The 26647-nt window shown below is 68.8% G+C and carries 24 protein-coding genes and 1 pseudogene; 11 read left to right on the plus strand and 14 right to left on the minus strand.

Translation table 11 applies throughout. The annotated features are described in order from the left end of the window. Positions 1-63 precede the first annotated feature (63 nt). On the plus strand, positions 64-666 hold the full coding sequence (locus ACWDEW_RS42365) for a DUF4232 domain-containing protein (protein WP_450520716.1): 603 nt from the start codon (positions 64-66) through the stop codon (positions 664-666). A gap of 53 nt (positions 667-719) precedes the next feature. Here ACWDEW_RS42365 and ACWDEW_RS42370 read toward each other — a convergent pair whose 3' ends face one another. Then, positions 720-1502: an SDR family NAD(P)-dependent oxidoreductase gene (locus ACWDEW_RS42370; protein ID WP_450520718.1), complete on the minus strand. Its 783-nt coding sequence runs from the start codon at positions 1500-1502 to the stop codon at positions 720-722. 86 nt (positions 1503-1588) lie between these two features. Between ACWDEW_RS42370 and ACWDEW_RS42375 the strand changes: the two genes are divergently transcribed. After that, positions 1589-2452: a helix-turn-helix transcriptional regulator gene (locus ACWDEW_RS42375; RefSeq protein WP_450520720.1), complete on the plus strand. Its 864-nt coding sequence runs from the start codon at positions 1589-1591 to the stop codon at positions 2450-2452. Here ACWDEW_RS42375 and ACWDEW_RS42380 read toward each other — a convergent pair. The 5 genes from ACWDEW_RS42380 to ACWDEW_RS42400 all read right to left on the minus strand — a co-directional run bounded on the left by ACWDEW_RS42380 (position 2428) and on the right by ACWDEW_RS42400 (position 9067). Beyond that, a complete protein-coding gene (locus ACWDEW_RS42380) occupies positions 2428-3804 on the minus strand; it encodes an alpha-amylase (RefSeq protein WP_450520722.1) in 1377 nt (458 codons plus the stop codon). The genes ACWDEW_RS42375 and ACWDEW_RS42380 overlap by 25 nt on opposite strands. Before the next feature lie 150 nt (positions 3805-3954). After that, positions 3955-5619 (minus strand): glycoside hydrolase family 13 protein, encoded by a 1665-nt coding sequence (locus ACWDEW_RS42385; RefSeq protein WP_450520724.1) that lies wholly within the window; start codon positions 5617-5619, stop codon positions 3955-3957. A 173-nt stretch (positions 5620-5792) separates the two neighbouring features. After that, entirely contained in the window at positions 5793-6665 is an 873-nt protein-coding gene (locus tag ACWDEW_RS42390; RefSeq protein ID WP_450520726.1) for a sugar ABC transporter permease, read from the minus strand. Positions 6666-6679: 14 nt separating this feature from the next. Continuing rightward, positions 6680-7684 (minus strand): carbohydrate ABC transporter permease, encoded by a 1005-nt coding sequence (locus ACWDEW_RS42395; protein WP_450520728.1) that lies wholly within the window; start codon positions 7682-7684, stop codon positions 6680-6682. A 108-nt stretch (positions 7685-7792) separates the two neighbouring features. Beyond that, on the minus strand, positions 7793-9067 hold the full coding sequence (locus ACWDEW_RS42400) for an extracellular solute-binding protein (RefSeq protein ID WP_450520730.1): 1275 nt from the start codon (positions 9065-9067) through the stop codon (positions 7793-7795). 361 nt (positions 9068-9428) lie between these two features. On the opposite strand from ACWDEW_RS42400, the gene ACWDEW_RS42405 reads away from it, so the two are divergent. Further along, entirely contained in the window at positions 9429-10463 is a 1035-nt protein-coding gene (locus ACWDEW_RS42405; RefSeq protein WP_019067315.1) for a LacI family DNA-binding transcriptional regulator, read from the plus strand. Between the two features lie 131 nt (positions 10464-10594). Continuing rightward, on the plus strand, positions 10595-11455 hold the full coding sequence (locus tag ACWDEW_RS42410) for a phosphatase PAP2 family protein (protein ID WP_450520732.1): 861 nt from the start codon (positions 10595-10597) through the stop codon (positions 11453-11455). A 202-nt stretch (positions 11456-11657) separates the two neighbouring features. Here ACWDEW_RS42410 and ACWDEW_RS42415 read toward each other — a convergent pair whose 3' ends face one another. Beyond that, positions 11658-12617 (minus strand): LysR family transcriptional regulator, encoded by a 960-nt coding sequence (locus ACWDEW_RS42415; protein WP_450520734.1) that lies wholly within the window; start codon positions 12615-12617, stop codon positions 11658-11660. A gap of 72 nt (positions 12618-12689) precedes the next feature. On the opposite strand from ACWDEW_RS42415, the gene ACWDEW_RS42420 reads away from it, so the two are divergent. Then, positions 12690-13649: a DMT family transporter gene (locus ACWDEW_RS42420; protein ID WP_450520736.1), complete on the plus strand. Its 960-nt coding sequence runs from the start codon at positions 12690-12692 to the stop codon at positions 13647-13649. Here the strand turns inward: ACWDEW_RS42420 and ACWDEW_RS42425 are convergent. Further along, a complete protein-coding gene (locus ACWDEW_RS42425) occupies positions 13646-16645 on the minus strand; it encodes a bifunctional [glutamine synthetase] adenylyltransferase/[glutamine synthetase]-adenylyl-L-tyrosine phosphorylase (protein WP_450520738.1) in 3000 nt (999 codons plus the stop codon). The genes ACWDEW_RS42420 and ACWDEW_RS42425 overlap by 4 nt on opposite strands. A 234-nt stretch (positions 16646-16879) precedes the next feature. On the opposite strand from ACWDEW_RS42425, the gene ACWDEW_RS42430 reads away from it, so the two are divergent. From ACWDEW_RS42430 to ACWDEW_RS42450, 5 genes are all read left to right on the plus strand, one after another. Then, positions 16880-17392 carry a pyridoxamine 5'-phosphate oxidase family protein gene (locus ACWDEW_RS42430; protein ID WP_450520740.1) on the plus strand — a complete coding sequence of 171 codons (513 nt, stop codon included), beginning with the start codon at positions 16880-16882 and terminating at the stop codon, positions 17390-17392. Between the two features lie 55 nt (positions 17393-17447). Then, positions 17448-17888 (plus strand): VOC family protein, encoded by a 441-nt coding sequence (locus ACWDEW_RS42435; RefSeq protein WP_406460486.1) that lies wholly within the window; start codon positions 17448-17450, stop codon positions 17886-17888. Between the two features lie 203 nt (positions 17889-18091). After that, positions 18092-18943: an alkaline phosphatase family protein gene (locus ACWDEW_RS42440; RefSeq protein WP_450520743.1), complete on the plus strand. Its 852-nt coding sequence runs from the start codon at positions 18092-18094 to the stop codon at positions 18941-18943. Between the two features lies 1 nt (position 18944). Further along, entirely contained in the window at positions 18945-20375 is a 1431-nt protein-coding gene (locus ACWDEW_RS42445) for an MFS transporter (protein ID WP_450520745.1), read from the plus strand. Then, a complete protein-coding gene (locus ACWDEW_RS42450) occupies positions 20372-21391 on the plus strand; it encodes a TolB family protein (RefSeq protein ID WP_450520747.1) in 1020 nt (339 codons plus the stop codon). Before ACWDEW_RS42445 ends, ACWDEW_RS42450 begins: the two co-directional genes overlap by 4 nt. Here ACWDEW_RS42450 and ACWDEW_RS42455 read toward each other — a convergent pair. Beyond that, a complete protein-coding gene (locus tag ACWDEW_RS42455) occupies positions 21381-22019 on the minus strand; it encodes a hypothetical protein (RefSeq protein WP_450520749.1) in 639 nt (212 codons plus the stop codon). The genes ACWDEW_RS42450 and ACWDEW_RS42455 overlap by 11 nt on opposite strands. A gap of 102 nt (positions 22020-22121) precedes the next feature. Then, positions 22122-22208, minus strand: a pseudogene (locus tag ACWDEW_RS42460) (glutamine synthetase); the annotation flags it as partial. A 451-nt stretch (positions 22209-22659) separates the two neighbouring features. On the opposite strand from ACWDEW_RS42460, the gene ACWDEW_RS42465 reads away from it, so the two are divergent. Beyond that, complete coding sequence (locus ACWDEW_RS42465; protein WP_450520751.1) at positions 22660-23910, plus strand: VWA domain-containing protein; 1251 nt, start codon at positions 22660-22662, stop codon at positions 23908-23910. A 223-nt stretch (positions 23911-24133) separates the two neighbouring features. Here ACWDEW_RS42465 and ACWDEW_RS42470 read toward each other — a convergent pair whose 3' ends face one another. The 4 genes from ACWDEW_RS42470 to ACWDEW_RS42485 form a co-directional block, all read right to left on the minus strand. After that, positions 24134-24343 carry a hypothetical protein gene (locus ACWDEW_RS42470; protein ID WP_450520753.1) on the minus strand — a complete coding sequence of 70 codons (210 nt, stop codon included), beginning with the start codon at positions 24341-24343 and terminating at the stop codon, positions 24134-24136. 94 nt (positions 24344-24437) lie between these two features. Next, a complete protein-coding gene (locus ACWDEW_RS42475; RefSeq protein ID WP_450520755.1) occupies positions 24438-24746 on the minus strand; it encodes a hypothetical protein in 309 nt (102 codons plus the stop codon). A 330-nt stretch (positions 24747-25076) separates the two neighbouring features. Further along, a complete protein-coding gene (locus tag ACWDEW_RS42480) occupies positions 25077-25598 on the minus strand; it encodes a DUF6221 family protein (protein WP_450520757.1) in 522 nt (173 codons plus the stop codon). 219 nt (positions 25599-25817) lie between these two features. Then, positions 25818-26647 (minus strand): hypothetical protein (locus tag ACWDEW_RS42485; protein WP_450520759.1); only part of this gene is annotated, 830 nt, incomplete at its 5' end.

Below are 26647 nucleotides of genomic sequence, written 5' to 3' on the forward strand. Positions count from 1 at the left end.
AAGGAGGGCGCGGGGCGCACACAGCGGCCCGCGTCGCGGAGCAGGAGTGGGAGCACGATCACCGTGAACGAGCAGCAGAACACCACCGACCAGGCCGCCCCCGCCAAGCCCCGGCACCGCTCCGAGCGCCGCTTCGGGCGTACGGTGATCGGTCTGGCCGCCGTCGCCGGGCTGGGGCTCGCGGCCTGGGCGAGCACCGCCAACGCCGCGACCACCACGAGCGCCGCGACGGCGACGCCGACCTGCTCCGCAGGGGCGCTCAAGGCCACGTTCGGCCGCGGGCTGGCGGGCGGCATGAACCACCAGGGTGTCGTCATCACGCTGCGCAACCTCAGCGGCAGGACCTGCGCGCTGCGCGGCTACCCCGGCCTGGGACTGGAGAACTCCGCCCACAAGAAGCTCACGACCCACACCCACTGGGGCAACACCTGGTACGCGCACAACCCCGGCAAGAAGACTCTCGTCCTCAAGGACGGCCAGAGCGCCGAGGCCGTCGTCGCCTGGACCCACGCCAACACCGGTACCTCGGGCGCGGTCCGCGCCTCCTTCCTGGAGATCACCCCGCCCGGTTCCACCCAGCACAAGACGCTGGCCTTCCCGCAGTGGGTCGACCACGGCGACCTCTCCGTCACCGCGCTGGCCAGGCACATCAACGTCACGCCGTGACCTCACGGCGGGCGGGCCGCCACCGGGGGCTTCGCCGCCGGTGGCGGCCTCCGTCATGCGCCCGCTCCCCCGTCCACCTGCAGGATCGCGCCCGACACGAAGGACGCCCGGTCGCTGAGGAGCCAGGCGGCGGCTTCGGCGATCTCCTCGGGAGCGGCCGTGCGGCCGAGCGGGGTCATGGACTTCATACGGTCGATGACGCCGGGGGTGAGTGCGTCCCAGTCGCGGACCATCTCGGTGAGCGTGCCGCCGGGGGCGACGGCGTTGACGCGGATGCCCTCGGGGCCGTAGGTGACGGCGGCGGACTCGGTGAGGCTGTTGACGGCCCGCTTCAGGGCGCCGTAGACGGGCAGGACGGGGTTGGCCCGGAGGCTGCCGATGGAGGAGTTGTTGACGATGGCGCCGCCGGAGGCGGTGGCGCGGATGGCCTTGACCTCCGCGGTCATGGCCAGCCAGACGCCCTTGAGGTTCACGCCGGTGACCTGGTCGAAGTCCGGCTCGGGGAGTTCGTCCAGGGGGCCGGGGTGCTGGGCGACCGCGCCGTTGTTGAAGGCGATGTCGAGGTGGCCGTAGACCTCCACGGTGCGGTCGACGGCGGCGCGGATGCTCGCCGCGTCGGCCAGGTCGCAGACCACGTAGTCCGCGGTGCCGCCCGCCGCGCGGATCTCCTCGGTGACCGCCTTGAGCTGGTCCTCGGTGCGGGCCGCCAGCAGTACCCGGGCGCCCTCGCGGGCGAAGAGCCGAGCGGCGGCCGCGCCGATGCCGCGGCCGGCGCCGCTGATGAAGGCGACCTTGTCGGTGAGAAGGCCCTGGTACGTCGTCACTGTGTTCGTCATGGCTTCGAGCCTGGTCCCGGCCCGGCGGCTCATCCAGGCACCGGCGGTACCTGGATGGAGCCCCGCGTCCGGCGCACACTGGTGGCGTGGACAAGCAAGAACTCGCAGCGTTCCTGCGCAGCAGGCGCGAGCGGATCTCCCCCGCCGAGGTGGGGCTGCCGCGCGGCCCGCGGCGCCGTACCCCCGGGCTGCGGCGCGAGGAGGTGGCGCAGCTGGCGTTCATCTCGACCGAGTACTACACGCGGCTCGAACAGGCCCGGGGACCGCGTCCGTCACGGGAGGTGCTGGGCGGTCTCGCGCGGGCGCTGCGGCTGTCGGACGCCGAGCGCGGGCATCTCCACCACCTCGCCGGGGCTCCGCCCGGACCGCCGCCCGGGCCCTCGCGCGAGGTACGGCAGAGCCTCCTCGACCTGCTGCGCCGGCTGCCGCAGGCCGCGGCCTTCGTGACGTCCGCGACCTTCGAGGTACTGGCCTGGAACGATCTCGCCGCCGCTCTCATGGAGGACTTCTCCGCCCTGGCCCCGCGCGACCGCAACCTGGTTCGCCGTGCCTTCCTCACCCCGCGCCCGGAAGGCAGGAGGCTGTACGGGGTGTCGGACGTCGACGCCTTCGCCAGGCTCTCCGCGCAGCGGCTGCGTGCCGTCGCCGCCCGCTACCCCGACTCGCCGACGGTGACCAGTCTGGTGGCCGAACTCCTCGCCGGGAGCGAGGAGTTCCGCCGGCTGTGGGAGTCGCACGACGTGTCCGCCGAGCCCACCCTGACCAAGACCTTCCAGCACCCGGTGGTGGGCCCGGTCACCGTCAACTGCGACGCCCTCGACATCACCGACCGGGACCAGCAGGTCGTGATCTACACCGCCACCCCGGGCTCACCGTCGGAGGAGGCTTTGCGCCTGCTGGCCGTCATCGGGACGCAGCGGATGGATCAGCAGGACGTCTTGCCCACGTAGATCGCCAGCGCCGTGTTGGAGCCCAGGGTGGCGGTGAACTGCCCGCTGGAGTTCACGGTCACCGACGTGTTGTTCTGGACGTTGCAGTACGTGCCCGCGGCCAGCGAGGTCTGGTAGGTCTGGGTCAGCGAGTACGACTCGTGGTTGATCGCCACATAGCCCTTGCTGCCGCGCCCGAAGCCGATCGCGTCGTTGCCGTCGTCCCACCAGTTGGTCAGGGACTGGCCTCTGGTGGCGTTGCGGAAGGCGACCATGGACTTGATCTCCGGCCAGGCGTGCTGGCACTTCCAGCCGTCCTGCCAACAGGCCGTCACCGCACCGTTGTTGGGCGGTCCGGCGTCCGCGTCCGACCACTCGTAGCCGGAGTTGATGTCCGGGGCGCCGTAGGGGTGGGCGAGCATGAAGACGTTGGCCAGGGTGTAGTTGGCGCCGTCCTTGTAGTTCAGGGTCGAGCCGTTGCGCTCGGTGTCGTGGTTGTCGACGAAGACACCGGCGACCGAGCTGCTCATGTAGCCCCAGCCCTCGCCGTAGTTCTTCAGGTAGGCGAGGTTCTCGTTGTTGAAGACCCGCTTGAGGTCGTAGGCGTAGCGGAACTCCTGGACGTCCCCGTTGCCGGTGTACTCGGTGGGCTGGACGGCCTCACCGGCGCCGTAGATGACCTCCTGCTTCCAGTACACCGACGGATTGCTCAGCCGGGACTTGATGTTCGCGAGGTCGGTCGCCGGGATGTGCTTGGCCGCGTCGATGCGGAAGCCGTCGGCGCCGTAGCCGAGGAGGCTGTTCATGTAGCCGGCGATGGTGGCGCGGACGTACTCCTCGCCGGTGTCCAGGTCGGCGAGGCCGACCAGTTCGCAGTTCTGGACGTTGGCGCGGTTGGTGTAGTCGCTGACCGTGGCGGTGCAGTCGTCCATGTCGTACGAGGAGTACAGGCCGGGGTAGTTGTACTTCGTGTACGACGATCCGCCGGTGCCGGTGCCGCTGCCCGCCGACATGTGGTTGATGACCGTGTCGACGACGACCTTCACGCCCGCCGCGTGGCAGGTGTTGATCATGTTCTGGAAGGCGGTCGCGTCGCCGAGCCGCCCGGCGATCCTGTAGCTCACCGGCTGGTACGACGTCCACCACTGCGAGCCCTGTATGTGCTCGGCGGGCGGGGAGACCTGCACGTAGCCGTAGCCCGCCGGACCGAGGGTGTTGGTGCACTCCTTGGCGACCGAGGCGAAGTTCCACTCGAAGAGGACGGCGGTGACGTCCTTGGTGCCGGGCGGGGAGGCGTGCGCGGTGCCGGGCACCAGGACCGCCGTCGCGGCGGCGAGGGCGAAGGCTCCTGCAAGTGATCTGCTGCTGGCCATGTGGGGGTTCCTTCTCCGTTGAAGGCACTTGAATGTTCTTGCTGAAATCCCGTGGAAACCTTGCGGTGGCCAGATGTTAAAGGCCCGCCACCCAAAAGGGCAGCGGGCCGTGTGAAGTTGCTGCAAGAACTTCCTGCGGCGGAGCGGTGGTTACGGGGTGGTGGTCCACCAGACCGTCGTGTCGGCGGGCAGCTTCGCCTCGCCGTCCGCCTCGGTCACCTCACCGCTGGCGAGCAGGAGACGGCCGTACGCCGACGTCGTCACCGACTCCCCGCTCGTGTTCGCGACGCACACGAACTCCCCCCGCCGGAAGGCGAGTACCCCCTCGGGCGCGCGCAGCCACTCCACCGAGTCGCCCGCGCCGAGGTCGGGCTGCGTACGGCGGGCGGCGAGCGCGGCCCGGTACAGCTCCAGCGTCGAACCCGCCGTCCCCGTCTGCGCCTCGATGCTCAACTCGCCCCAGCCGTCCGGCTGCGGCAGCCAACTCCCGCCGTTCCCGAAGCCGTACGACGATCCGGTGCGCGTCCACGGGATCGGCACCCGGCACCCGTCGCGGAAGCCGTCCTGGCCCGCGCCCCTGAAGTAGGCGGGATCCTGGCGCACTTCGTCCGACAGGTCGACGACATCCGGCAGGCCGAGTTCCTCACCCTGGTAGATGTACGCCGATCCGGGCAGCGCCAGCATCAGCAGCGTCGCCGCGCGGGCCCGGCGCAGGCCCAGTTCCCGGTCCCCGGCCGTGCGGATCTGGGTGCCGAGGCCGGGCGGGTTGGCGAAGCGGGTGGCGTGCCGGGTGACGTCGTGGTTGGAGAGCACCCAGGTGGCCGGGGCGCCGACCGGCCGCATGGCCTCCAGCGTGCGGTCAATGACCGTACGGAGCTCCTCGGCATCCCAATCGGTCGCCAGATACTGGAAGTTGAAGGCCTGGTGGAGCTCGTCCGGGCGGACGTAGTTGGCCGTCCGCTCCACGGTCGGGGTCCACGCCTCCGCGACGAAGATGCGCTCGCCCGCGTACTCGTCGAGGACCAACCGCCACTGCCGGTAGATGTCGTGCACGCCGTCCTGGTCGAAGAACGGCATGACATCGTTGCCCAGCAGCTTGACCTGATCGTGCGAGCCGAGGTCGGGCAGCCCCTCCGCCTTCACCAGCCCATGGGCGACGTCGATACGGAAACCGTCGACGCCGATGTCGAGCCAGAAGCGGAGAACGGACCTGAACTCGTCGCCCACCGCCGGGTGTTCCCAGTTGAAGTCGGGCTGCTCGGGCGCGAAGAGGTGCAAGTACCACTCCCCGTCCGGGACTCGGGTCCAGGCCGGGCCGCCGAAGATGGACTCCCAGTCGTTGGGCGGGAGTTCGCCGTGCTCACCCTTGCCGGGACGGAAGTGGTAGCGCTCCCGCAGCGGCGAGCCGGGGCCTTCCCGCAACGCCCGCTTGAACCACTCGTGCTGGTCCGAGGAGTGGTTGGGGACCAGGTCCACGATGATGCGCAGACCGAGACCATGGGCGTCGCGGATCAGCGCGTCGGCATCGAGCAGATTGCCGAACATCGGGTCCACGGCACGGTAGTCGGCGACGTCGTAGCCCGCGTCCGCCTGCGGGGAGGCGTAGAACGGGCTGAGCCAGACGGCGTCCACGCCGAGGTCACGCAGATACGGGAGTCGCGAGCGTACGCCCTCCAGGTCACCCATGCCGTCGCCGTTGCTGTCGGCGAAGCTGCGCGGATAGACCTGGTAGATCACCGCGTCTCTCCACCAGTCGCCGCGCTTGGCTTTGGCGGGGTGCGGTGCCGGGGCGATTGCGGAGTGCTGCTGGGTCATGGCGTCCTTGGTACGTAACGGGGTTTTGGTCGTGGGGAGTTGATGACGAGGCGGCCGTAATGTCAGCGGGGTCGGATGGACGTTACGGCCGCCTCGAGTTTTGTGTGCGGCTGAGTGGGGGCTGGTCGCGCAGTTCCCCGCGCCCCTTTGGGGCGCCCCCAGTCACCGGCGTTCTATCCCTTGGTGCCGCCTGCCGTCAGGCCGGTGACCAGGTTCTTCTGCACGAGGTAGAAGAACGCAGCCACAGGTATCGCGATCAGTACCGCCGTCGCCGCCATCAGGTTCCGCTGCGCGTCGTGCTCGCTCACGAACGTCTGCAGCCCCACCGCGAACGTGTACTTCGTGTCGGACAGCATGAAAGTCGAGGCGAAGGCGACCTCGCCGAAAGCCGTGAGGAAGCTGTAGAACGCGGCGACCGCCAGACCCGGCTTGGCGAGCGGCAGGATCAGCCGCGCGAACGTGCCGAAGGGGTTCAGCCCGTCGACGCGTCCGGCCTCGTCGATCTCGAACGGGATCGTGTCGAAGTAACCCTTGAGCAGCCAGGCGCAATACGGCACCGCCGTCGAGCAGTAGACGAGGATGAGACCAAGGTAGCTGTCGATGAGCTGGAGGTCCGCCAGAATCTGGTACATCGGCACAATAAGTACCGCTATCGGGAACATCTGGGTGACCAGCAGCACCCACATGAACTTCCGGTAGCCGGGGAAGCGCATGCGCGAGACGGCGTAGCCGGTGCTGGCCGCGATGGTCACACCGATGACCGTGGTGCCGAGCGAGACGATCAGCGAACTCTTCAACCAGTCGAAGAACTCGGTGTGCTGGAGCACGAACGAGTAGTTGCCGAGCGTCATCTTCTTCCAGATGCCGGCCGGGTGGAGGTAGTCGTCCGAGTCCGGGCCGAGGGAGAGGAAGACCAGCCAGGCGATCGGGAAGAGGGCGATCAGGCTCGCGACGATCAGGATGCCGTGCGAGGTGAGAGAGCCGGCGCGGCCCAACTCGCCGCGGCGGCGCGTCCGTCGGGGCGTGGTGTCGGTCGTGGTGCTCATTGGGGACTCCTGCCTCAGATCGCGAGCTGCTGGTCGTTGCGGTTCAGCCAGCGGCGGTAGAAGGAGGTGAAGACGATCAGGATGGCCAGCAGCAGGATGCCGTAGGCCGCCGACTGGGCGAAGTCACGCGGCTGTTGGCCGAAGCCGAGGTAGTACGACCAGGTGACGAGGATCGAGGCGTCGGGGGCCGTGTTGCCGAACAGCAGGAAGATGACGGCGAACTGGTTGAACGTCCAGATGACGCCGAGGAGTACGACGGTGGAGCTGACCGACCTGAGGCCCGGGAGGGTGACGTAGCGGAAGCGCTGCCAGGTGCTGGCGCCGTCCATCTCGGCGGCCTCGTAGAGCGAGGCGTCGATGGACTGCAGTCCGCCGAGCATCGAGACCATCATGAACGGCACACCGCACCAGGTGTTGACCATGATCGCGGCGGTCCGCTGCCAGAACGTGCTTTCCAGCCAATTGGGTTGGGGCAGGTGCAGGGTGTGCAGCGCGGTGTTGATGATGCCGCCGTCGGCGAGCATGAAGCGCCAGCCGAACACGGTGACGAAGGTGGGGACGGCCCACGGCAGGATCAGGATCAGCCGGTACAGGGTGCGTCCGCGCAGCTTCTGGTTGAGCAGCAGGGCGAGGGCGAGGCCGATCGTGTAGTGCAGGGTGACGCAGACCGCGGTCCAGACGATCGTCCAGATGAAGTGCGACCAGAAGCGGTCGTACGAGGTCGGGCCGAACAGGATGTCCTTGTAGTTGTCGAGCCCGATGAACTTGTAGGTGGCGTCGATGTGGTTGACGCCGATCGTGCGCGCGGTGTTGAGGCTGTTGGCGTCGGTGAGCGTCAGGTACAGGCCGTACACCAGGGGGTAGAGCACGAGGACGCCGAGCACGACGACCACGGGGATGATCATCGCGTACGCGTACCAGTGCTTCTGGTAGGCGGACTTGAGGCGCCCGCGGGGTCCGGGTCGGGGTGCGCGGTCACCGTGGCGCTTGCCGGTCGCGCGGTCGATGGCGACTGTCATGGTTCGTTCGACACCTTCTGGAAGGTCAGGAGTTGGGCCGGTGCACAGGCCGACGGCCGCCGGATCCGTCCCCCAGGCTGTTGCTTGAGGATCCGGCGGCCACCAGGACTACTTGCTGAAGTCCGGGACCAGCTTCTGGATCGCGAGTTCGGCGTTGCTCAGGCCCTTGGTGAGGGACTCCTTGCCACCGGCGATCTTGGGCAGTTCGGTGTCCAGCGGACCCCACAGCGAGCTGTACTCGGCGAGCGCCGGGCGCGGCTGGGCCGCGCCGAGGACGCTCTGGAAGCCGGCGATGCCCGGGTCGGCCTTGACGGCGGCGGTGTAGGCGTCGTCGCGGGTCGGCAGCGTCGAGTTCTTCAGCGCGATCGTCGACTGCGAGGCGGCGGAGGTCATGAAGTTGACGAACTTCAGGGACGCCTTCTGGTGCGCCGAGTCCGAGCCGGCGTAGACCGAGAGGTTGTGACCGCCGGTCGGGGCACCGGACTTGCCGGTGGAGCCGGCCGGGATCTGGGCGATGCCGAGGTTGGACTTGTCCTTGAAGGCCGAGCCCTTGTAGAAGTTCGTGATCTCCCAGGGGCCCTGGATGATCGAGGCGACCTGGCCGTTGACGAACGCGTCCTGGATGTGGGCGTAGGCGTCGGCGGTGGTGTCGGCGTCGTGCAGGCCCTGGCCGGTGAAGAGGCTGAGCCAGGTGCCGTAGGCCTTCTGCGCGGCGGCGGAGTTCACGGTGATCTTCTTGGCGGCGGCGTCCACGGTGTCGGTGCCCTCGCCGTAGAGGAAGGTCTGCGCGTAGTAGGCCTGGGTGGAGCCCCAGTAGCCGTACACCTTCTCCTTGGCGTCGATCTTGGAGGCGTCGGCCTTCAACTCGTCCCAGGTGGTGGGCGGTTGGGTGATGCCGGCCTTCGCGAAGATCGCCTTGTTGTAGACGAGGGCGAGGGTGTCGGTGACCAGCGGCACGCCGTAGGTCTTGCCGTCGTACTGGGCCTGCGTGATCAGGTTCGGCTTGAACTTGGCCTGGTCGGCGAGGGCTTCGGTGCCGTCGAGCGGCAGGAAGTAGCCCTTCTTCGCGAAGGCGGGGGTCCAGCCGACCTCCGAACGCAGCACGTCCGGGGCGCCCTTGGAGCCGGCGGCGGTGTCGAACTTGTTCTGCGCCTGGTCGAAGGGCACGTTGACGTACTTGACCTTGATGTTCTTGTTGGCGGCCTCGAACTTGGCGACCAGGGCCTTGTACGTCGGCGCCTCGTTGGTGGCGTTGGAGGTGTCCCACCAGGTGATGGTGACCGGCCCGTCCGACTTGCCGCTGCCACTGTCACTGCCGCCGCAGGCCGTCGCCGCGAGGGCGAGGGACGCCACCAGAGCGGTGGCCGCTATGCCACGCCGCATGAGTTCTCCTTGAGGGTGAAAGCCCGTGTGCCGCAGGGGGCGGGCCCGTCCGCCGCCCCTGTGACTCGCCGACCGCTCCTTCGCCGCCGCCGGGCGTCGCCGAACGTAACAGCGATGAAAGCGTTGCGAAAGTCCTTGCTGCAAAAAACTGCAAGGCGGCCCGAGAGTTACCCGCCCGTGACCTCTCCTCGATCCGGGTGAAACCGAGTATTGATGCGGCTCAGCGGGCGATGAGACACTTGTGCAAGACTCTGCAAGCTCTTGCCGCACGTCGTATACCGACCAGAAGCCCACCAGAACACGAGGGATCGCGATGACGCAGCAACCCGCAGCGCGCCGACGGCCGGTACAGTCCACTCCCGTGACCACACGGCTTGCCGACATCGCCGCGCAGGCGGGGGTGAGCGAGGCGACCGTCAGCCGTGTCCTCAACGGCAAGCCGGGCGTCGCCGCCACCACCCGCCAGTCCGTGCTCGCCGCTCTCGACGTGCTCGGCTACGAGCGTCCCGTGCGGCTGCGGCAGCGCAGCGAGGGCCTGGTCGGTCTCATAACGCCGGAGCTGGAGAACCCGATATTCCCCGCCCTGGCGCAGGTCATCGGGCAGGCGCTGACCAGGCAGGGCTACACCCCCGTCCTCGCCACCCAGACCCCGGGCGGGTCCACGGAGGACGAGTTGACCGAGATGCTCGTCGACCGCGGGGTGGCCGGCATCATCTTCGTCTCCGGACTGCACGCGGACACCTCCGCGGACATGCAGCGCTACGAGCAACTCCGCGCGCAGGGCGTGCCGTTCGTGCTCGTGGACGGCTTCTCGCCCAAGGTGCAGGCGCCGTTCATCTCACCGGACGACCGAGCGGCGATGACCCTCGCCGTCACCCACCTCGTCTCCCTCGGCCACACCCGCATCGGCCTGGCGCTCGGCCCCAAGCGCTTCGTCCCCGTACAACGCAAGATCGAGGGCTTCGTCCGCACGATGCAGGACCAACTGGCCCTGACCGCCGAGGACGTGGAGACCCGGCTGGTGCAGCACTCGCTGTACACGCTGGAGGGCGGGCAGGCCGCCGCCGCCGCGCTGATCGACCGCGACTGCACGGCGATCGTGTGCGCGAGCGACATGATGGCGCTCGGCGCGATACGGGCGGCCCGGCAGCGGGGTCTCCAGGTGCCCACGGACGTCTCGGTGGTGGGCTTCGACGACTCCCCGCTGATCGCGTTCACCGACCCGCCGCTGACCACGATCCGCAAGCCGGTGCCGGCGATGGGACAGGCGGCGGTGCGGACGTTGCTGGAGGAGATCGGCGGGACGCCCGCGCCGCACAGTGAGTTCGTGTTCATGCCGGAACTGGTGGTGCGAGGGTCGACGGCTTCGGCCCCCGGGGAGCGGAATCGTCCCTAAGGGGGAGAAAACGCGGCCGTTTCCAGTGCGCTGGTAGTAGTACGGGGACTCTTCTCGTCGTAGAACATGCGAGCCGGACCCAACCAGGGGATGATCGGTCGCGGAAGCCTTTTCTGGCAGACTTCGTGTCTATGGGTGAGACCACCGTGACGACATTGGAAGGCCGTGAGGAAGCCGCTCCGAGCCCCGTCGCGGACGCCGCGGGGCAGGGCTTCCTGCGCCGGTTGCGGACTCCGCGCCGGCCCCGGCTGTGGTTCGAGATCCTGCTGATCGCGGTGAGTTACTGGACGTACTCACAGATCCGCAACGCGGTTCCGGAGCAGCGCGGTCAGGCGCTGCGCAACGCCGACTGGATCTGGCGGGTGGAGAACGACCTCGGCATCGCCGTCGAGCAGTCGGTCAACCACGCGGTGAACTCGGTGACTTGGCTGATCGTCGGCATGAACTACTACTACGCGACACTGCACTTCGTGGTGACGCTGGGTGTCCTGGTGTGGCTGTACCGCAGTCACCCGGGCCGGTACGCGGCGACCCGCCTGGTCCTCTTCGCGACCACCGCGGTGGCCCTGGTCGGCTACTACTTCTTCCCGCTGGCCCCGCCCCGCCTGATGAACGGCGGCCACTTCGTCGACACCGTCATGGTCCACCAGACCTGGGGTTCGATGGCCTCCGGCGACCTGAAGCACATGTCGAACCAGTACGCCGCGATGCCGTCCATGCACATCGGCTGGTCCCTGTGGTGCGGCCTGACGATCTTCACCCTGGCGAAACTCCCCTGGGTCCGCATCCTCGGCCTCCTCTACCCGGTGGCCACCCTCATGGTCATCGTCTCCACCGCCAACCACTTCTGGCTCGACGCGGTCGGCGGCATGCTCTGCCTGGCCTTCGGCTTCGCCGTCTCCCGCCTCTGGTACGGCGCCTTCCCGTACTCCCTGCCGCGCACGGTGGCGGTGCGGGGAGCGGACGGGCTCTGGCTGCCGACCAAGGCGTAGCCCGCCCCGGGCCTGTCCGGCGGATCATGCCGGAGACACGGCGTCTGGCACGCCCTCCCCCACTGCCTCAAGGCGTGGGAGGACCCCAACGGCGTTGTCTTCGGCTGCCGACTCCCCCCGGTCTCGGCTCCGCTCGACCGGGAGGGACCCCCATCGCTTCGGCGCCCTGCTCCGCCTCGCAGCTGCACGCGCCAGAACCCGCTCACCTGTCCTGATGAGGCGTCGCCGCTTTCCTCCGACCTGATCCGCCGGACAGGCCCTGGTCCGAGGCGGGTCCCCCGGCCGCCGCGTCCCGCAGCGCCCGCAGAAACGCCCGCAGGGCCGGTTGCGGCGGTGCCGTCTCGCGGACGGCGGCGTGGATGGTCCGCACCGGCTCCGGATCCCGTACGACCCGTACGACCACGTCCGGGTGGCGGCTGCCCAGCCCCAGCCGGGGAATCAGGGTCACCCCGAGGCCCGCCGCCACGAAACCCTGAGCGGTCACGTAGTCCTCGCTCTGGACCGCGAACCCCGGCCGGAATCCCGCCGCCGCACACGCGCCGAGCTGGGCGTCGAGACACGGCCCCGGCCACTCGCTCCCGACCCACGCCTCCTCGGCGAGCTCCCGCAGCTCCACACTCCGCCGTGCGGCCAGCGGGTGCCCCTTGGGCAGCACGGCGAGATACGGATCGTCGAGCAGTTTCACCAGCCGTACGCCGTCGGGAACACGGGACTCGCCCACGACCAGCGCGACGTCCGCCCGTCCCTCCTTCACGTCCGGCAGCGGGTCCTCGGGGTCGGTCAGCTTCAACTCCAGCCGTACTCCCGGGTGTTCGGCACGGAGCCGGGCCACGGCGGGGGCGACCAGGGCGGCACCGGCGGTGGCGAAGTAGCGGACCGTGAGCTGTCCGGTGCGACCCGCCACCAGGTCCGCCAGCGCCGTCTCCGCCTCGGCGACCTGCCGCCCGATCGCGTCCGCGTACCCGGTGAGCAGCAGCCCGGCCGCCGTGGGCCGCACCCCCCGCCCCACCCGCTCCAGCAGCGCGGTCCCGGCCTCCTTCTCCAGCGCCCCGACCTGCTGGCTGACGGCGGACGGCGTGTAGCCGAGCCGGGCCGCCGCCGCGGTCACCGACCCGCTGTCCACCACGGCCCGCAGCACCTGCATGCGTCGCACATCAAGCATGTAGCAGAGGTTAACAGTCACTGTAGAACTCTTCGCTTGTGCTGAAAGATCTCTCTGCCGGACGGTAGACGCATGAAGCCCGCGTCGACCCTCCGCATGGCCGTCCTTGCCCTCCTGTGGGGTTCGGGCTTCCTGTGGATCAAACTCGCCCTGGACCACGGCCTCTCCCCCGCCCAGATCACGATCACCCGCTGCGCCCTGGGCTCGCTGGTCCTGCTGGCCCTGGCCCGTTCCAAAGGCCAGCGCCTCCCCCGTGACCGCAGGACGTGGGGCCGGCTCGCGGTGGCCGCTCTCTTCTGCAACGCCGTCCCGTTCGCCCTGTTCAGCGTGGGCGAGCAGACGGTCGACTCCGGGCTCGCGGGCGTCCTGAACGCCACAACTCCCTTGTGGTCCCTGCTGATCGGCATCGTCCTCGGCACCGACCGCGACCTCGGCCGCGCCCGCCTCACCGGCCTCCTTCTCGGCTTCGCCGGTACGGTCCTGATCTTCGCCCCGTGGCAGCGCTCGGGCCTGGCGAGCTGGGGCGCGCTCGCCCTGCTCGGTGCGGCCGCCAGCTACGCCGTGGCCTTCGCCTACATGGCCCGCAAACTCACCACGGGCCAGGCCCCGTTGGCGGTCTCGGCGGCACAGCTGATGGCGGCGACGGCCTGGACGACCCTCGCGCTGCCGGCCGCGGGCCCGGTACACCCCGACCTCACGGCCCTGCTGGCGGTGACCGCCCTCGGCGTCCTGGGCACCGGTGTGACCTTCTACCTCAACTACCGCCTGATCGCCGACGAAGGCGCGACGAGCGCGGCAACGGTGGGATATCTGCTGCCGGTTGTGTCGGTGACGCTGGGGGCGGTGCTGCTGGACGAGAGGGTGGGGTTGCGGGTGGTGGCGGGCATGGCGGTGGTACTGGCGGGCGTGGCCCTTTCAAGGCGCCGGCAAGGTGACTTGTCTTTTGGGGGCGCGGGGCCGTCACATTTGCGGCTCCGCCGCACGGGCGCGCCCAGCCCCCACCGGCCCGCAGCCAACGAACAACCTTCCTAGGCCCCGTAGAACAACAGGTCCACCACACCCCGAGCCCTGCGCGTAGTCCGCCGATAGTCGTCGAGCATGTCGCCCACATGGCCGGGCCCGTACCCCAAGTACCGCCCCACCGCGGCCAGTTCACGCGGATCGGAAGGAAACGTGTCCCCCGCCCGCCCCCGCACCAGCATCACCGCGTTACGAACCCGCGTGGCCAACACCCACGCCTCGTCCAGAGTCGCCGCGTCCTCCGCCGAGATCAGCTCGGCGGCACACGCGGCGGCAAGGGCCCCGCGCGTCCGCGTGGTCCGCAGCCCCGGCTCGACCCACCCGTGCCGCAACTGCATGAGCTGCACGGTCCATTCGACGTCGGAGAGCCCTCCGCGCCCGAGCTTGGTGTGCAGCGTCGGATCGGCGCCGCGAGGCAGCCGCTCGGACTCCATCCGCGCCTTCAGCCGCCGGATCTCGCGTACCGCGTCGTCGCCGAGCCCCTCGGCCGGGTACCGCAGCGGATCGATCAGCTCGATGAACCGGCGGCCCAACTCCTCGTCCCCGGCGACGGGTTCGGCCCGCAACAGCGCCTGCGACTCCCACACCAGGGACCACCTGCGGTAGTACGCCTCGTAGGAGTTCAACGACCGTACGAGCGGCCCCGACTTGCCCTCGGGGCGCAGGTCCGCGTCGATCAGCAGGGGCGGGTCCGAGCTGGCGACCTGGAGCAGCCGGCGCATCTCGGAGACGACCTTGTTGGCCGCCTCGGAGGCCTCGCGCTCGGGCACGCCCTCGCGGGGTTCGTGCACGAACAGGACGTCCGCGTCGGAGCCGTAGCCCAGTTCGTGGCCGCCGAAGCGCCCCATGCCGATGACGGCGAAGCGGGTGGGCAGGGTGTCGCCCCAGCTCTCGCGGACCACCGCGCGCAGGGTGCCGGCGAGGGTCGCGGCGGTCAGGTCGGAGACGGCGCTGCCGACCCGGTCGACCAGGGCGCCCTGGTCGGCCTCGACGGGCTGGGTCTCGGTGCCGTAGGAGCCGACGATGTCGAAGGCGGCCGTACGGAAGAGTTCGCGGCGGCGCACGCCACGGGCGAAGGTGACCGCCTGGACGGCGTCGTCGGCGCGGCCGACCGCGGCCAGTATCTCCTGGTCCAGGTGGGCGCGTTCGCGGGGTTCGAGGCCGCTGCCGCCGTCGCCGTCGCCGAGCAGGGCGACCGCTTCGGGGGCGCGCATCAGGAGGTCGGGGGCGAGGCGGCCGGCCGACAGGACGCGGGCGAGGTTCTCGGCGGCGGCGCCCTCGTCCCTCAACAGCCTCAGGTACCAAGGGGTCTTGCCGAGCGCGTCGGAGACCTTGCGGAAGTTGAGGAGGCCCGCGTCCGGGTCGGCGGAGTCCGCGAACCAGCCCAACAGGACGGGCAGCAGGGTGCGTTGGATGGCGGCCTTGCGGGTGACGCCGGAGGCGAGGGCCTCGATGTGGCGCAGGGCGGCCGCCGGGTCGACGTAGCCGAGGGCCACCAGGCGTTCGCGGGCCGCCTCGGCGCTCAACCTGGCTTCGCCGGGGGCGAGTTGGGCGACCGCGTCGAGCAGCGGGCGGTAGAAGAGCTTCTCGTGCAGGCGTCGTACGACGGTCGCGTGCCGCTTCCACTCGCGGTTGAGCTCGGCCACCGGGTCGGTGCGCAGACCCATCGAGCGGCCGAGGCGGCGCTGGTCGGCCTCCTCGACGGGGACCAGGTGGGTGCGGCGCAACCGGTAGAGCTGGATGCGGTGTTCCATGGTGCGCAGGAAGCGGTAGGCGTCGTCGAGCCGGGCGGCGTCCTCGCGGCCGACGTAGCCGCCGGCGGCGAGGGCCTGGAGCGCGACGAGCGTGGTGCCGCTGCGCAGCGAGATGTCGGCGCGGCCGTGCACCAACTGCAGGAGCTGGACGGCGAATTCGACGTCCCGCAGGCCGCCGGGGGCGAGCTTGAGTTCGCGGTCGATCTCGGCGGCGGGGATGTTCTCGACGACGCGGCGGCGCATCTTCTGCACGTCGGTGACGAAGTTGTCGCGCTCGGCCGCCTGCCACACGAGGGGTTCGAGGGCGGCGACGTACTCCGCGCCGAGCGCGAGGTCGCCGGCCACCGGGCGGGCCTTCAACAGGGCCTGGAACTCCCAGGTCTTGGCCCAGCGCTGGTAGTAGGCGAGGTGGCTGGCGAGGGTGCGGACCAGGGGGCCGTTGCGGCCCTCGGGGCGCAGGTTGGCGTCGACGGGCCAGATCGAGCCCTCGACGGTGGTCTCCGAGCAGATCCGCATCATGTGCGCGGCGAGCTTGGTGGCGGCGCGCAGCGCCTTGCCCTCGTCGGCGCCGTCGACGGCCTCGCCGACGAAGATGACGTCGACGTCCGAGACGTAGTTCAGCTCGTGGCCACCGCACTTGCCCATCGCGATCACCCCGAGCCGGCACAGCGCGGCGTCGTCGGGCGCGGCGGCACGGGCGATGGCCAGGGCGGCGCGCAGGGTGGCGGTGGCGAGGTCGGCGAGTTCGGCGGCGGTCTGCGCGAGGTCGGTGGTGCCGCACACGTCACGGGCGGCGATGGAGAGCAGGCAGCGGCGGTAGGCGACGCGGAGGGCGACGGGGTCGGTGGCTTCTGCCAGCCCGCGTTCGAACTCCTCCACCCCGGGGTGGAGGTCGCGGGGTTCGTACATGACGAGGGCGTGCCAGTCGCGCGGATGCCGGGCGAGATGGTCGCCGAGGGCGGCGGAGGCGCCGAGCACACCGAGCAGCCGGTCCCGTAGGGGTTTCGCGGCGATCAGCGTGTCGGTCAGCTCGCGCCGGGCGGTGGGCTCGGGCTGCGCCTCCAGGAGTCGTACGAGACCCTGAAGGGCGAGGTCGGGGTCGGCGGTGGCGCCGAGTGCCTCCAGCAGGACCGGGTCGTTCCTTATCGGCGCCAGCTCCGTGCTCTCCAGGAGCCGCTCGGCGGCCGAGGGATCGGTGAAGCCGTGCCGCAGCAGCCGCGTGAAGGTACTGCTTCTGCGTCCCGGCGCCGTCATCCTCGGCCTCCCTCGGATCAAGGTCGTTCGGATCTGGGTCATGCGGATCTACGTCGTTGCGATCTAGGTCGTTGCGATCTAGGTCGTAACGTCCCGAGCCTAACCGCAGGTGCGGGAGGTGGCCCCGGGGCGTGCGGCGATGAGTTCCGGAGGGGTACGGGGTCTCCCCTACGGGGACGACCGACGACTCCGGGAGAAGCCGATGACGTACGACTCAGGGACCAGGGGTATCCGATGACCGACAACGCGCCGCAGACCCGTCTCGACCCCCGCTACAGCGACCCGGCGGCCACCGCGACCGACTGGGCCACGGCCGAGGCGCGGCTCGCGCAGGCCGAGCAGTTCTGGATCTCGACGGTGCGGCCGGACGGGCGGCCGCACGTGACGCCCTTGCCGGCGGTGTGGGCGGACGGGGCGCTGCACTTCTGCACCGGGCCCGAGGAGCGCAAGGCACGCAATCTCGCCGACAACCCGCACGTCGTGCTGACGACCGGTACGAGCACCTGGGACAAGGGGTACGACCTGGTCGTCGAGGGTGCGGCGGTGCGGGTCGTGGACGAGGACCGGCTGCGGGAGCTGGCCACCGCGTGGGAGGCGAAGTACGGCAGTTTCTGGCACTTCGAGGTACGGGACGGGGCCTTCCACCACGGTGGCGGGTACGCGTTCGTCTTCGCTGTGGCGCCCCGCACGGTTTTCGGCTTCGGTAAGGGGGAGCCGTTCAGCCAGACGCGGTGGCGGTTCGAGTGACGCGCCTGGCAGTCGTGCCTCACGTGCCTCACATGCCTGACAAAGGAGTCAAGCCATGGACATGACCCTCGAAGTGATCCTTCTCCCCGTCTCCGACGTGGACCGGGCCAAGGCGTTCTACCAGGACAAGGTCGGTTTCCACGTGGATCTCGACGGCGAGGTGATGGAGGGCGTACGGATCGTGCAGCTCACGCCGCCGGGGTCCGGCTGTTCGATCGCGCTGGTCGACGGCCTTCAGGTGCCGACCGGGACGCCGCAGCCGGGGACCTACCACGGCATGCAGCTGTGCGTGCAGGACGCGAAGGCGGCCTACGACGAGCTGACCGCGCGCGGCCTCGACGTCAGCGAGCCGGTGCAGTTCGCGCCGCAGGACGGTGCCACCTTCATGTACTTCAAGGACCCGGACGGGAACGGCTGGGCGATCCAGGAGTACCGGAAGCGGGCGACCGAGCCGTTGCACCAGGTGCTGGCCCAACTGGCCGGACCGCGGCAGTAGTTCAGCACCGACATCAATTCACCACTTCTTCATCCATCGGGTTGGGGGTCGTGGGATGCGGGCATTTTGGCGTGTGCATGCTCTGTCCGCACCGTCACCCCCGTCCTTCCCCCCACCCGGAGGTTGAAGTGTCCGGCAGTTCTGGAAGTTCCGGCAGTTCCAGCGGTTCCGTTGGTTCCGCGTACCGCCGCGGTCGCGCCGTCGTGGCGTCCGCGCTCGCCTTCTCGGCAGCCGCCGTCGGGGTCTGGACCGGTTTCGGCACCGCCTCGACCGCGCATGCCGCGGCCGCGGTGCCGACCCCGGACCACGTGGTCGTCGTGGTGATGGAGAACCACGCCTACAGCCAGGTCATCGGCTCCTCCAGTGCCCCCTACATCAACTCGCTCGCGTCCGGCGGCGCCGCCCTCACCCAGTCGTACGGGATCACCCACCCGAGCCAGCCGAACTACTTCGCCCTGTTCTCCGGCGCCACCCAGGGCATCACCAGCGACAGCTGCTACACGGCGGGCTTCTCCTCGGCCGCGAACCTCGCCTCCGAGGTGACGGCGGCGGGCGGCACCTGGGCCAGCTACAACGAGACGCTGCCGAGCCAGGGTTCGACGACGTGCAGCAGCGGCACCTACGCGCGTAAGCACAACCCCTGGTTCGGTTTCTCCAACGTCGCGACGTCGACGGCGAAGACCTTCGCGCAGTTCCCCACTGACTACACGACACTCCCCGACATCTCCTTCGTGACGCCCAACCTGTGCAGCGACATGCACGACTGCTCGGTGGCGACCGGTGACACCTGGCTGAAGAACAACCTTGGTGCGTACGCCACTTGGGCCAAGACCCACAACAGCCTGCTCGTCGTCACCTTCGACGAGGACAACCTGCTCAGCGGCAACCGCATCCCGACGGTCTTCTACGGCCAGCCGGTGACCGCGGGCGCCACGTCCTCGACCACGTACAACCACTACAACCTGCTGCGGACCCTGGAGGACTCCCAGGGCCTGACCACCCACGCGGGCAACGCGGCCTCGGCCGCGGACATCACCGGCATCTGGGCGTCCTGAGATGTACGTGGCGGACAGCCGCGCCAACGCCGACCCGAGCGCCGGAGGTACTACGGGTACTACGGCTGCCCCGAGTACCGGGGGCGCGGGTACTACGGGTACTACGGCCGCCCCGAGTACCGGGAGTGCGGGTACTACGGGTACTGCGGCGCGGGTGTCCGCCGTCGTCGCCCCCACGGTCTTCGCGCTCGGCGCGGTCAGCCTGATCACCGACGTGTCGTCCGAGATGGTGACCGCGGTGCTGCCGCTGTACCTGGTGACGGGCCTCGGCCTCTCCCCGCTGGGCTTCGGTCTCCTGGACGGCATCTACAACGGCTTCTCGGCACTCGTCCGGCTGGCCGGCGGCCACCTCGCCGACCGGGGCGGCGGTCGCCACAAGTGGGTCGCGGGCATCGGCTACGCCGTCTCGGCGGCCTGCAAGCCGCTCCTCCTCCTGGCCCACACCCTCACCCCCATCGGCCTGATCCTGGCCGCCGACCGCACGGGCAAGGGCCTGCGCACGGCGCCGCGCGACGCGCTGATCTCCCTCTCCTCCACCCCGGAGAACCGGGGTCGTGCCTTCGGCGTACACCGCGCGATGGACACGGCGGGCGCGCTGCTCGGCCCGCTGGTGGCGTTCCTGATCCTGCGGGCGACGGTCGACGGGTACGACGCGGTGTTCACGGTGAGTTTCTGCGTGGCCGTGGTCGGGGTGCTGGTGCTGATGCTGTTCGTGCCGGGCGGGAGAGGGCCGGGCGCGAAGGGGCCGGGTGGGACGGAGCAAGGCAGGCGGGACTCGGGGGCCGGCCCACGCGAGCGGACCGCCGTGGGCCGGCCTCCGCGCCCCACCCTCCGCGCCGCCTTCGCCCTCCTCGCCCACCGCGACCTGCGCCGCATCACCTTCTGCGCACTGCTGCTGGGCCTGGCGACGGTCAGCGACTCCTTCGTGTACCTGCTGCTGCAACGCCGCCTCGGCGTCCCCGACCGCTGGTTCGCCCTGCTCCCCCTGGGCACGGCGGCGGCTTTCCTGCTGCTCGCCGTCCCCCTGGGCCGCCTCGCGGACCGCGTCGGCCGCTGGCGGATATTCCTGGCAGGCCACGGCGCCCTCCTCACGGCGTACGCCCTGCTGCTGACCTCCTGGCACGGCACGGCCCTCCCCTACGCCGTCCTCCTCCTGCACGGCGGTTTCTACGCGGCGACCGACGGCGTCCTCATGGCGGCGGCCTCGGACAGCGTGCCGGAGGAGCTGCGCTCGTCGGGCCTGGCGCTGGTGCAGACGGGCCAGGCGGCGGCACGGTTCGTGTGCTCGCTGGGCTTCGGCGCGGCGTGGACGCTGTGGGGCGACCGTACGGCGCTCATGGCGTCGGCGGCGGCGCTGGCGGTCTGTGCGGTGTTCGCGCTGACACTCCGCCCGGGCCGTACTGTCGGCCAAGTTCTGGAGCCCGCCTCATGACCCTGCGCAACCGCGTCCTGATCCTCGCCACGGCGATCGTCCTGCTGGCGGGGATCGCCGTCGCCTCGGTACTCCACGCGTCGGCGCGCGCCGGGCAGCGGGACCAGGTCCAGCCCGACGGCCCACGGGTCATCGCGGGCCGGGTCACCCTCACGTCCCCCGGCACCATGGTGTTCCGCAACATGGCCTGGGGCCCCCACCGAGACGAACTCACGACGGTCCCCGCCTCCACCCCCTCCGCCCCACGCACCGCCTCCGGCCTCAAGTGCCTCCGTTTCTACGCCAGTTCGGGCACCGGAGTCTGCCTCCAGGCGGTCCACGGCACGGTCACGGACACCTACCGCGCCCTGATCCTCGACGCCCACCTCAAGGAAAAGGCCCACTACGACGTCCCTGGCATCCCCTCTCGCGCCCGCGTCTCCCCCACAGGCCACTTCGCGGCCTGGACGGCGTTCGTCGGCGGCGACTCCTACGCGGGCACGAACTTCTCCACGCGAGCGGCGATCGTCGACACGAGGTCGGGCCGGCTGATCCCGTCCCTGGAGTCGTTCCGCATCCTCAAGGACGGCCACACCTACCACGCGGCCGACGCCAACTTCTGGGGCGTGACCTTCGCGGCGGACGACCGCACGTTCTACGCAACGCTGGCGACGAGGGGGACGACGTACCTGGTCAAGGGCGACCTGCACACCCAGACGGTCACCACGATCCACGCGAACGTCGAATGCCCGTCCCTGTCCCCCGACGGCACCCGCATCGCCTTCAAGAAACGCGTGAAGGGCCTCCCGAAGGACGCGCCCTGGCATCTGTACGTCCTCGACCTGCGCACGATGCGCGAGACACCACTGGCCGAGCCTCGGAGCGTGGACGACCAGGCGGTGTGGCGGGACGACCACACGATCGTCTACGCACTGCCCGGCGACTACGGGGCGGACTTGTACGAGGTACCGGCGGACGGAACGGGGAGGGCTCGGCGGATCAGTACGGCGGCGGTGTCGCCGGCGTTCATGAAGTAGGACGGAAGGAGGACGGGGAGCCAAGTCTGCTGTCGATGTCCGGGATCCAGAAGCAGATCTCCAGGGTCTTGAGGCGGTCCAAGTGCTGCACAAGGCGCCCCTCTCGGACTGCGGCGACGCAACTGGCGAACAGCACGGCTGCCAACCCTCCCGCCAGCGCATGATGAGGGCTCACGACGAGTTCGATCACGGCTACGAGCAGTGCGAACGCCAACGCAAGGGCTGAGTTCCGCAGCATCAGCGCGAGGCCTCGCAGCCGGGTGATCTCGCTCGCCGCTTCCTTGTTGTGGAGCTCCACCGCGGCCAACAGCAACGATATGTCCGCGTGCACGAAAGCTCTGTCTCGGGCCTCGGGCACCCTCGCTATGAACTCAAGCCGAGCACTCTCGACGGTGCGAATCCACCGCGGGGCCACCCTGTCCAGGAGAGCGCTCAGAGGGTAGGCGAGATGCCCCAGCAGGTAGCTGGCGACAACGCCCACGATCACCTGCAGCGTCGGCGGTGCCGTGGTCAGCTCTCCGAGATCGGCTATGTTCCAGCGGGCCAGTACGTAGATGAGCAACGACAGGTGCAGTGCGCCTGGTATCCCGTAGGTGAACAGGTCGAAGACGCCTACGGCCAAGGTCACGATGCTCCTCCATGGACGGCCCGGAACCCTCAAGACGTGACAGGGCCGACGGCGCATGCCCGTCGGCCCCATCCAGCAAATCGGCGGAAACCCGCCCTGCCCCTACAGCACCGGCAGATTCTTCCGCAGCTCGAACGCGGTCACCTCGGAGCGGTACTCCTCCCACTCCTGGCGCTTGTTGCGCAGGAAGTGACGTTGACTCAGAGCGACCTTGGGCGATCAACGTTGGCGCAGCGCTGGCCTGTGATTGGACGGCCGTCATCGGTCGTTGTTGGCCGCTGTGGGCCGCCCTTCGACGGCCCACAGACGGCCCAGCGACCCCTTCGTCCCGAAGCAACTTGGGTGGGGGTGCTGCTTTGGGCTGGTGCGGCTCCCGCGTGCGCTGATGGTCCGCTGGCGTTCGCGCTCGTCCGCCGTTGTTCGTCAGCGTTGTCACGCAGTTAGACACTCATTGATGGCGGGAGCATCTGCATCAGTAAGGCGCAGCATCAGGCCCCTTGCACTCTCGAGCCGGCTCCATCACGGCTTCCGCGCCGATGCCCTGGTGATCTCTACCCCATCCGGCCGTACTTGGATGTCGTCGAGCACGCCACAAATGGGGCAGCTGAGGTCTAACTTGCTTGCATATAGGAGGCCACCGATGACCAACGCCCTTGCCAAGGGTGGCAACGCGCCCTTGCTTGGGGGGAACTGCAAAGTCACCCTCACTGCACGCCAGACCGACATCGACGTGTGTGCTGTGCTCCTGTCGCCGGACGGCAAGGTGCGCAGCGACGACGACTTGGTGTTCTACAACCACTCGGCTCAGGATGGCATCGTCCTCGGCGGGCAGTGCGTGAGCGCGGACCTGTCTGTTGTACCTGGCGCGGTTGATCGCATTGTCATCGTCGCCAGCATCGACCCCCAAGGGCCGACTGCATGCTTCAACGCAGACAACACCCCACAGGCAGTAATCGACTCCGGAGACGCACAACTCATCTTTGTGCCCCCACCGTTTGTCCACCGTGAGACGGCCGCCGTGTTGGTCGAGTTCTACCGACGGGCAGGAGGATGGAAGGTCCGCGCTGTAGGGCAGGGCTGGGACACGGGTCTAGCAGGTCTGGCGACCGACTTCGGTGTCGTAGTGGACGATGACGGCTCGGCTTCGGACACTGCTGCAACAGCGTCGAGCGGCAGGGTTGGGGCCCCGATGCCAGCCATCAGTCTGGACAAGGTTCAGCGATCGGCACCAGGGCTCGTGGACCTCTATAAGGCCGCTCATGTCTCTCTGGTGAAGAACCGTGTTGCAGGCCAGCGCGCAGCCGTCTACCTGGTTCTTGACCACTCCGGGAGCATGGGCGGGTTCTACGACGATGGCACCGTGCAGCACCTCGCCGAGCAGGCACTCGGGCTGTCTGCGAACCTGGACGACGATGGCACCGTGCCGCTGGTGTTCTTCTCCCATGAGGTCGACCTGGTCACGGACATCAGTCTGAGTAACTACCAGGGCCGCGTCGATCGCCTGCATAGCGCCCTGGACTGGGGTGGTACCTGCTACGCACCTGCCATGCAAGCCGTAATCGACCACTTTCAAGCCAGTGGATCCTCTGATCCGGCGTTTGTAATCTTCCAGACTGACGGAGATCCCTTCGACCGGAGGGCGACCCGTGAGCTTCTGCGCCGAGCTAGCCCTTTGCCGATCTTCTGGCAGTTCGTAGGCTTCGGGCTTAGCCGAGATCTACGGTTCCTTCGTAGCCTGGACACGCTAGGAGATCGAACGATCGACAACGCTGGCTATTTCGGGGCCGGCCAGCATCCGAGAAGGCGCTCAGACGCAGACTTGTATGACCGCCTCATGAAAGAGTTCCCAGACTGGTTGGTTGCAGCGCGGGCCGCTGGTGTCATCCGGTAACGCCTTTGTTTGGGAGAACGCCGTCATCAGCATGCCGCAGCGCAGACAGACTTCACGCGTCACCGCGCCATCAGCCAGGCGTCGACGGCGGCCAGGCCCTCGGTGTCCTGTTCGGCCGGGGCCAGCTTCAGGGACCGATCGACGGTGGTTGCGGCGACGGCCATCAGTGCACGCTTATCCGCCGGGGTCGGCCCCAGGGCCAGCGTCCCATGTTGCGGTGTGATCAACGAGATTGCTGCGGCCGTAGTGCGGTCTTGCGACAGGTTCGGCAGAGGGTCTTTTTCAGCGCTTCCGCCTGGTCGAGAGGCATCGGCGTGACGCTGTACGTCCCGACTCCCTGGGTGATGTTCCCTAGTTGCCCGGAGCGGGTGTCCGCGCAGTCCTCGTAGAGGTGGTAGCGGTCTCCGCGCTCGGGCACGTATACGTCACTCATGCCAGCTCCTTCGTCTGAGAGGTCGGGAAGGTCCCGCCGTGACGGGGGATCGGCGCGGCGGGGTCTGGCGCAGGCCGGGCCGGTCGATCAGGTGTTAGCGGCGGCGGAACACGCAGATGAGGCCAGCGCGTTCGTCGCCGCTGAGGGTCTTGCTCTCGGCTGTCGCCATGTTGGCCAGCGCCCACCCTTCGGCTTCGATGGCTTCGATCTGCTCGCCTAGGCCGGCCATCGGTCCGGTGTAATCGATGCTGCCCCCGCTTGCCTCGATGATCTTGTAGACGAGGACGGCGCGTCCTTCGGCGTAGGCCGTACGCGCTTCGTCGGTGGCGCCGTGCACCTTGGCGTTTTTGATGGACTCGACGAACTCGGCACCGAACGCCTTGGCGTTGTTGATGAACCCCACGGATTCCCCCAGGGATGTTGAGATGGAAGATCCATCGTCCCGACCGGTATGGACAGTGTGAAGGGGTGTGACGTGGCTGTGACGTTGTGGTCCACGCAGGGTGAGTAAGTGGCCTTGCTCGCCCGGAGCCGAAGTCCGCGCACTGCTCACCACCGCGGAGTCGTGCCTGGTGGGCCCGGCGGTCGTATTGGAGTGCGCAGGTGGCGATATGGATGGCGGCCCGTGACAACGGCCGAGGTCTCAGCTTGGGAAGCTGCGGGCGTTTGCTGCTGGTCCAGGTGCTGACCTGGGTGAACGGGGCGGGTGCGGCTTCGACTGGCCTGGCCCTCTTCACCGTGATTCCCCGCTGTTCCCCGCCCTATCTGGCGCGCTTGTGGTGCAGTTGCCAGGCTCCATGGTTGCCCGGTTCGGTTTGTAGCGCTCGGGAAAGTCGGGGTGTTCCTGGTAGGGCAGGGCGAGATCGAGTAGGTCATCGCAGGGCCAGAGGTCACCGTCGAACTGGCAGTCGTCACGGTCGTCCCAAGGTCGCTCGGAGTCGTCCTCGGCCGGACTGAGCGTGTGCCGGTTCAGCACGTGTTGCTTGGCCTCGACTTCGCGCAGCACGCGGGCAGGATCGTGCAGGGCCACGTGCCGGGCGATCGCTGTGGGGAAGCTGGTGAGATCACCTCGACCGAAGTCGACTGCGGCCCCGTGCGCGATCCACTCCGCAGAAGATCCGGCCCCGTCACAGCGCCGGGCCAGGCCGGTGTCCTCGTCCAGGCGCGCCTTGAGGAACGCCACCAGGTCGTTGGTCATGGTGGCATCCTCAACCATGGGGCCTGCGCCAGCACTTGCTTTACGCTCGTCGCTCATCGCCGAGTGTTGGACCAAGACCATTTTCCAACTGTGGGGGTGGGGTTGTGGAGTGTGTGCGGCGCGTTCGTCTGCGTACATCCGCGAATGGTTGGTGTACAGGAGTGGGCTTGTGGTCTCGCCTGAATGGCGGCGAACGAGAGGGGAAATGAGACGGTCTTCGACCAGGCTGGTTGACTCATTGCGATGACTGTTGGATTCAACGATGGTGCAAGTTGCCTATTTGATGGTGCCGGTCCAATGCGGATCTTCGCCGAGGTAGGCGCTGTCGTCCTGTAGGAAGGCGTCGTCGGTGCGGCTCATGGTGAAGACAATCTGCGTGCCGTCGCTCTTGGCGATGGTGTACTCGGACGTGAACCTGCCGCTGCGGCCCGGAGCAAGGCGGCCCGTCATCTCCCTGGAGTCGACCTCGACGTAAATGGACTCAGTCTCGCCGCCGTTGGTGGCGCCCTTCGCGTCGGAGCTCATGTCGTCGAGGTCGTATGGCTTGGTGGTGCCGTTTGTGACGGTCCACACGACGCGGAAGGCGGTCTTGTCGGCGGACGGCCTGTCGTCGTACTCCCCGTACCTGGTGATCTTGTTGATGCCGTTGACCTGCACCTTCATGCCGTCCTTGTAGGCGAAGGTGTCCCCGACGGCCAACTCGGTGTTCGGCTTGTCGGTGGTTGGAACTGCACTGTTACTGCTGCACTGATCGATCCAGTCGGACTGTGACAGCGTTGAGTTGGGCCCGCAATCAGGCGACTTCGCTGGAGCCTTGTCCGCGGTGGGCGTCGCGCGCTCTGCTGAGCCCTGCTCGTGACTGCCGCCACAGGCGGTTAGCGTGGCAACGAATGCGGCGATGGTGATGAGCACCGTTCTGCCGTGCATAGTCCCTCCCCCAAGGGCCGTACTGAGACTGACCATTGTCGCGTTGATGTAACGAGGGTGAATGTGCCGCGCGCGCTTTGTGTCGGAGATGTGATACGCGAGCTCCGCCGCAGCGACGGGCCTTTTCTCGGTGAACGGAGCACCAGAAACCGCTCGCTCTTCGGGCCGCAGCGACCTCG

The sequence above is a fragment of the Streptomyces sp. NPDC001100 genome (assembly GCF_053598575.1).

Excerpts from the sequence above, each read along its gene's own strand:
- ACWDEW_RS42425 (WP_450520738.1), bottom strand. The coding sequence starts at position 16,645 with ATGACGGCGCCGGGACGCAGAAGCAGTACCTTCACGCGGCTGCTGCGG.
- ACWDEW_RS42420 (WP_450520736.1), top strand. The coding sequence starts at position 12,690 with ATGAAGCCCGCGTCGACCCTCCGCATGGCCGTCCTTGCCCTCCTGTGG.
- ACWDEW_RS42410 (WP_450520732.1), top strand. The coding sequence starts at position 10,595 with ATGGGTGAGACCACCGTGACGACATTGGAAGGCCGTGAGGAAGCCGCT.
- ACWDEW_RS42380 (WP_450520722.1), bottom strand. The coding sequence starts at position 3,804 with ATGGCCAGCAGCAGATCACTTGCAGGAGCCTTCGCCCTCGCCGCCGCG.
- ACWDEW_RS42465 (WP_450520751.1), top strand. The coding sequence starts at position 22,660 with ATGACCAACGCCCTTGCCAAGGGTGGCAACGCGCCCTTGCTTGGGGGG.
- ACWDEW_RS42480 (WP_450520757.1), bottom strand. The coding sequence starts at position 25,598 with ATGAGCGACGAGCGTAAAGCAAGTGCTGGCGCAGGCCCCATGGTTGAG.
- ACWDEW_RS42430 (WP_450520740.1), top strand. The coding sequence starts at position 16,880 with ATGACCGACAACGCGCCGCAGACCCGTCTCGACCCCCGCTACAGCGAC.
- ACWDEW_RS42390 (WP_450520726.1), bottom strand. The coding sequence starts at position 6,665 with ATGAGCACCACGACCGACACCACGCCCCGACGGACGCGCCGCCGCGGC.
- ACWDEW_RS42435 (WP_406460486.1), top strand. The coding sequence starts at position 17,448 with ATGGACATGACCCTCGAAGTGATCCTTCTCCCCGTCTCCGACGTGGAC.
- ACWDEW_RS42445 (WP_450520745.1), top strand. The coding sequence starts at position 18,945 with ATGTACGTGGCGGACAGCCGCGCCAACGCCGACCCGAGCGCCGGAGGT.
- ACWDEW_RS42370 (WP_450520718.1), bottom strand. The coding sequence starts at position 1,502 with ATGACGAACACAGTGACGACGTACCAGGGCCTTCTCACCGACAAGGTC.
- ACWDEW_RS42450 (WP_450520747.1), top strand. The coding sequence starts at position 20,372 with ATGACCCTGCGCAACCGCGTCCTGATCCTCGCCACGGCGATCGTCCTG.
- ACWDEW_RS42395 (WP_450520728.1), bottom strand. The coding sequence starts at position 7,684 with ATGACAGTCGCCATCGACCGCGCGACCGGCAAGCGCCACGGTGACCGC.
- ACWDEW_RS42385 (WP_450520724.1), bottom strand. The coding sequence starts at position 5,619 with ATGACCCAGCAGCACTCCGCAATCGCCCCGGCACCGCACCCCGCCAAA.
- ACWDEW_RS42470 (WP_450520753.1), bottom strand. The coding sequence starts at position 24,343 with ATGAGTGACGTATACGTGCCCGAGCGCGGAGACCGCTACCACCTCTAC.
- ACWDEW_RS42415 (WP_450520734.1), bottom strand. The coding sequence starts at position 12,617 with ATGCTTGATGTGCGACGCATGCAGGTGCTGCGGGCCGTGGTGGACAGC.
- ACWDEW_RS42400 (WP_450520730.1), bottom strand. The coding sequence starts at position 9,067 with ATGCGGCGTGGCATAGCGGCCACCGCTCTGGTGGCGTCCCTCGCCCTC.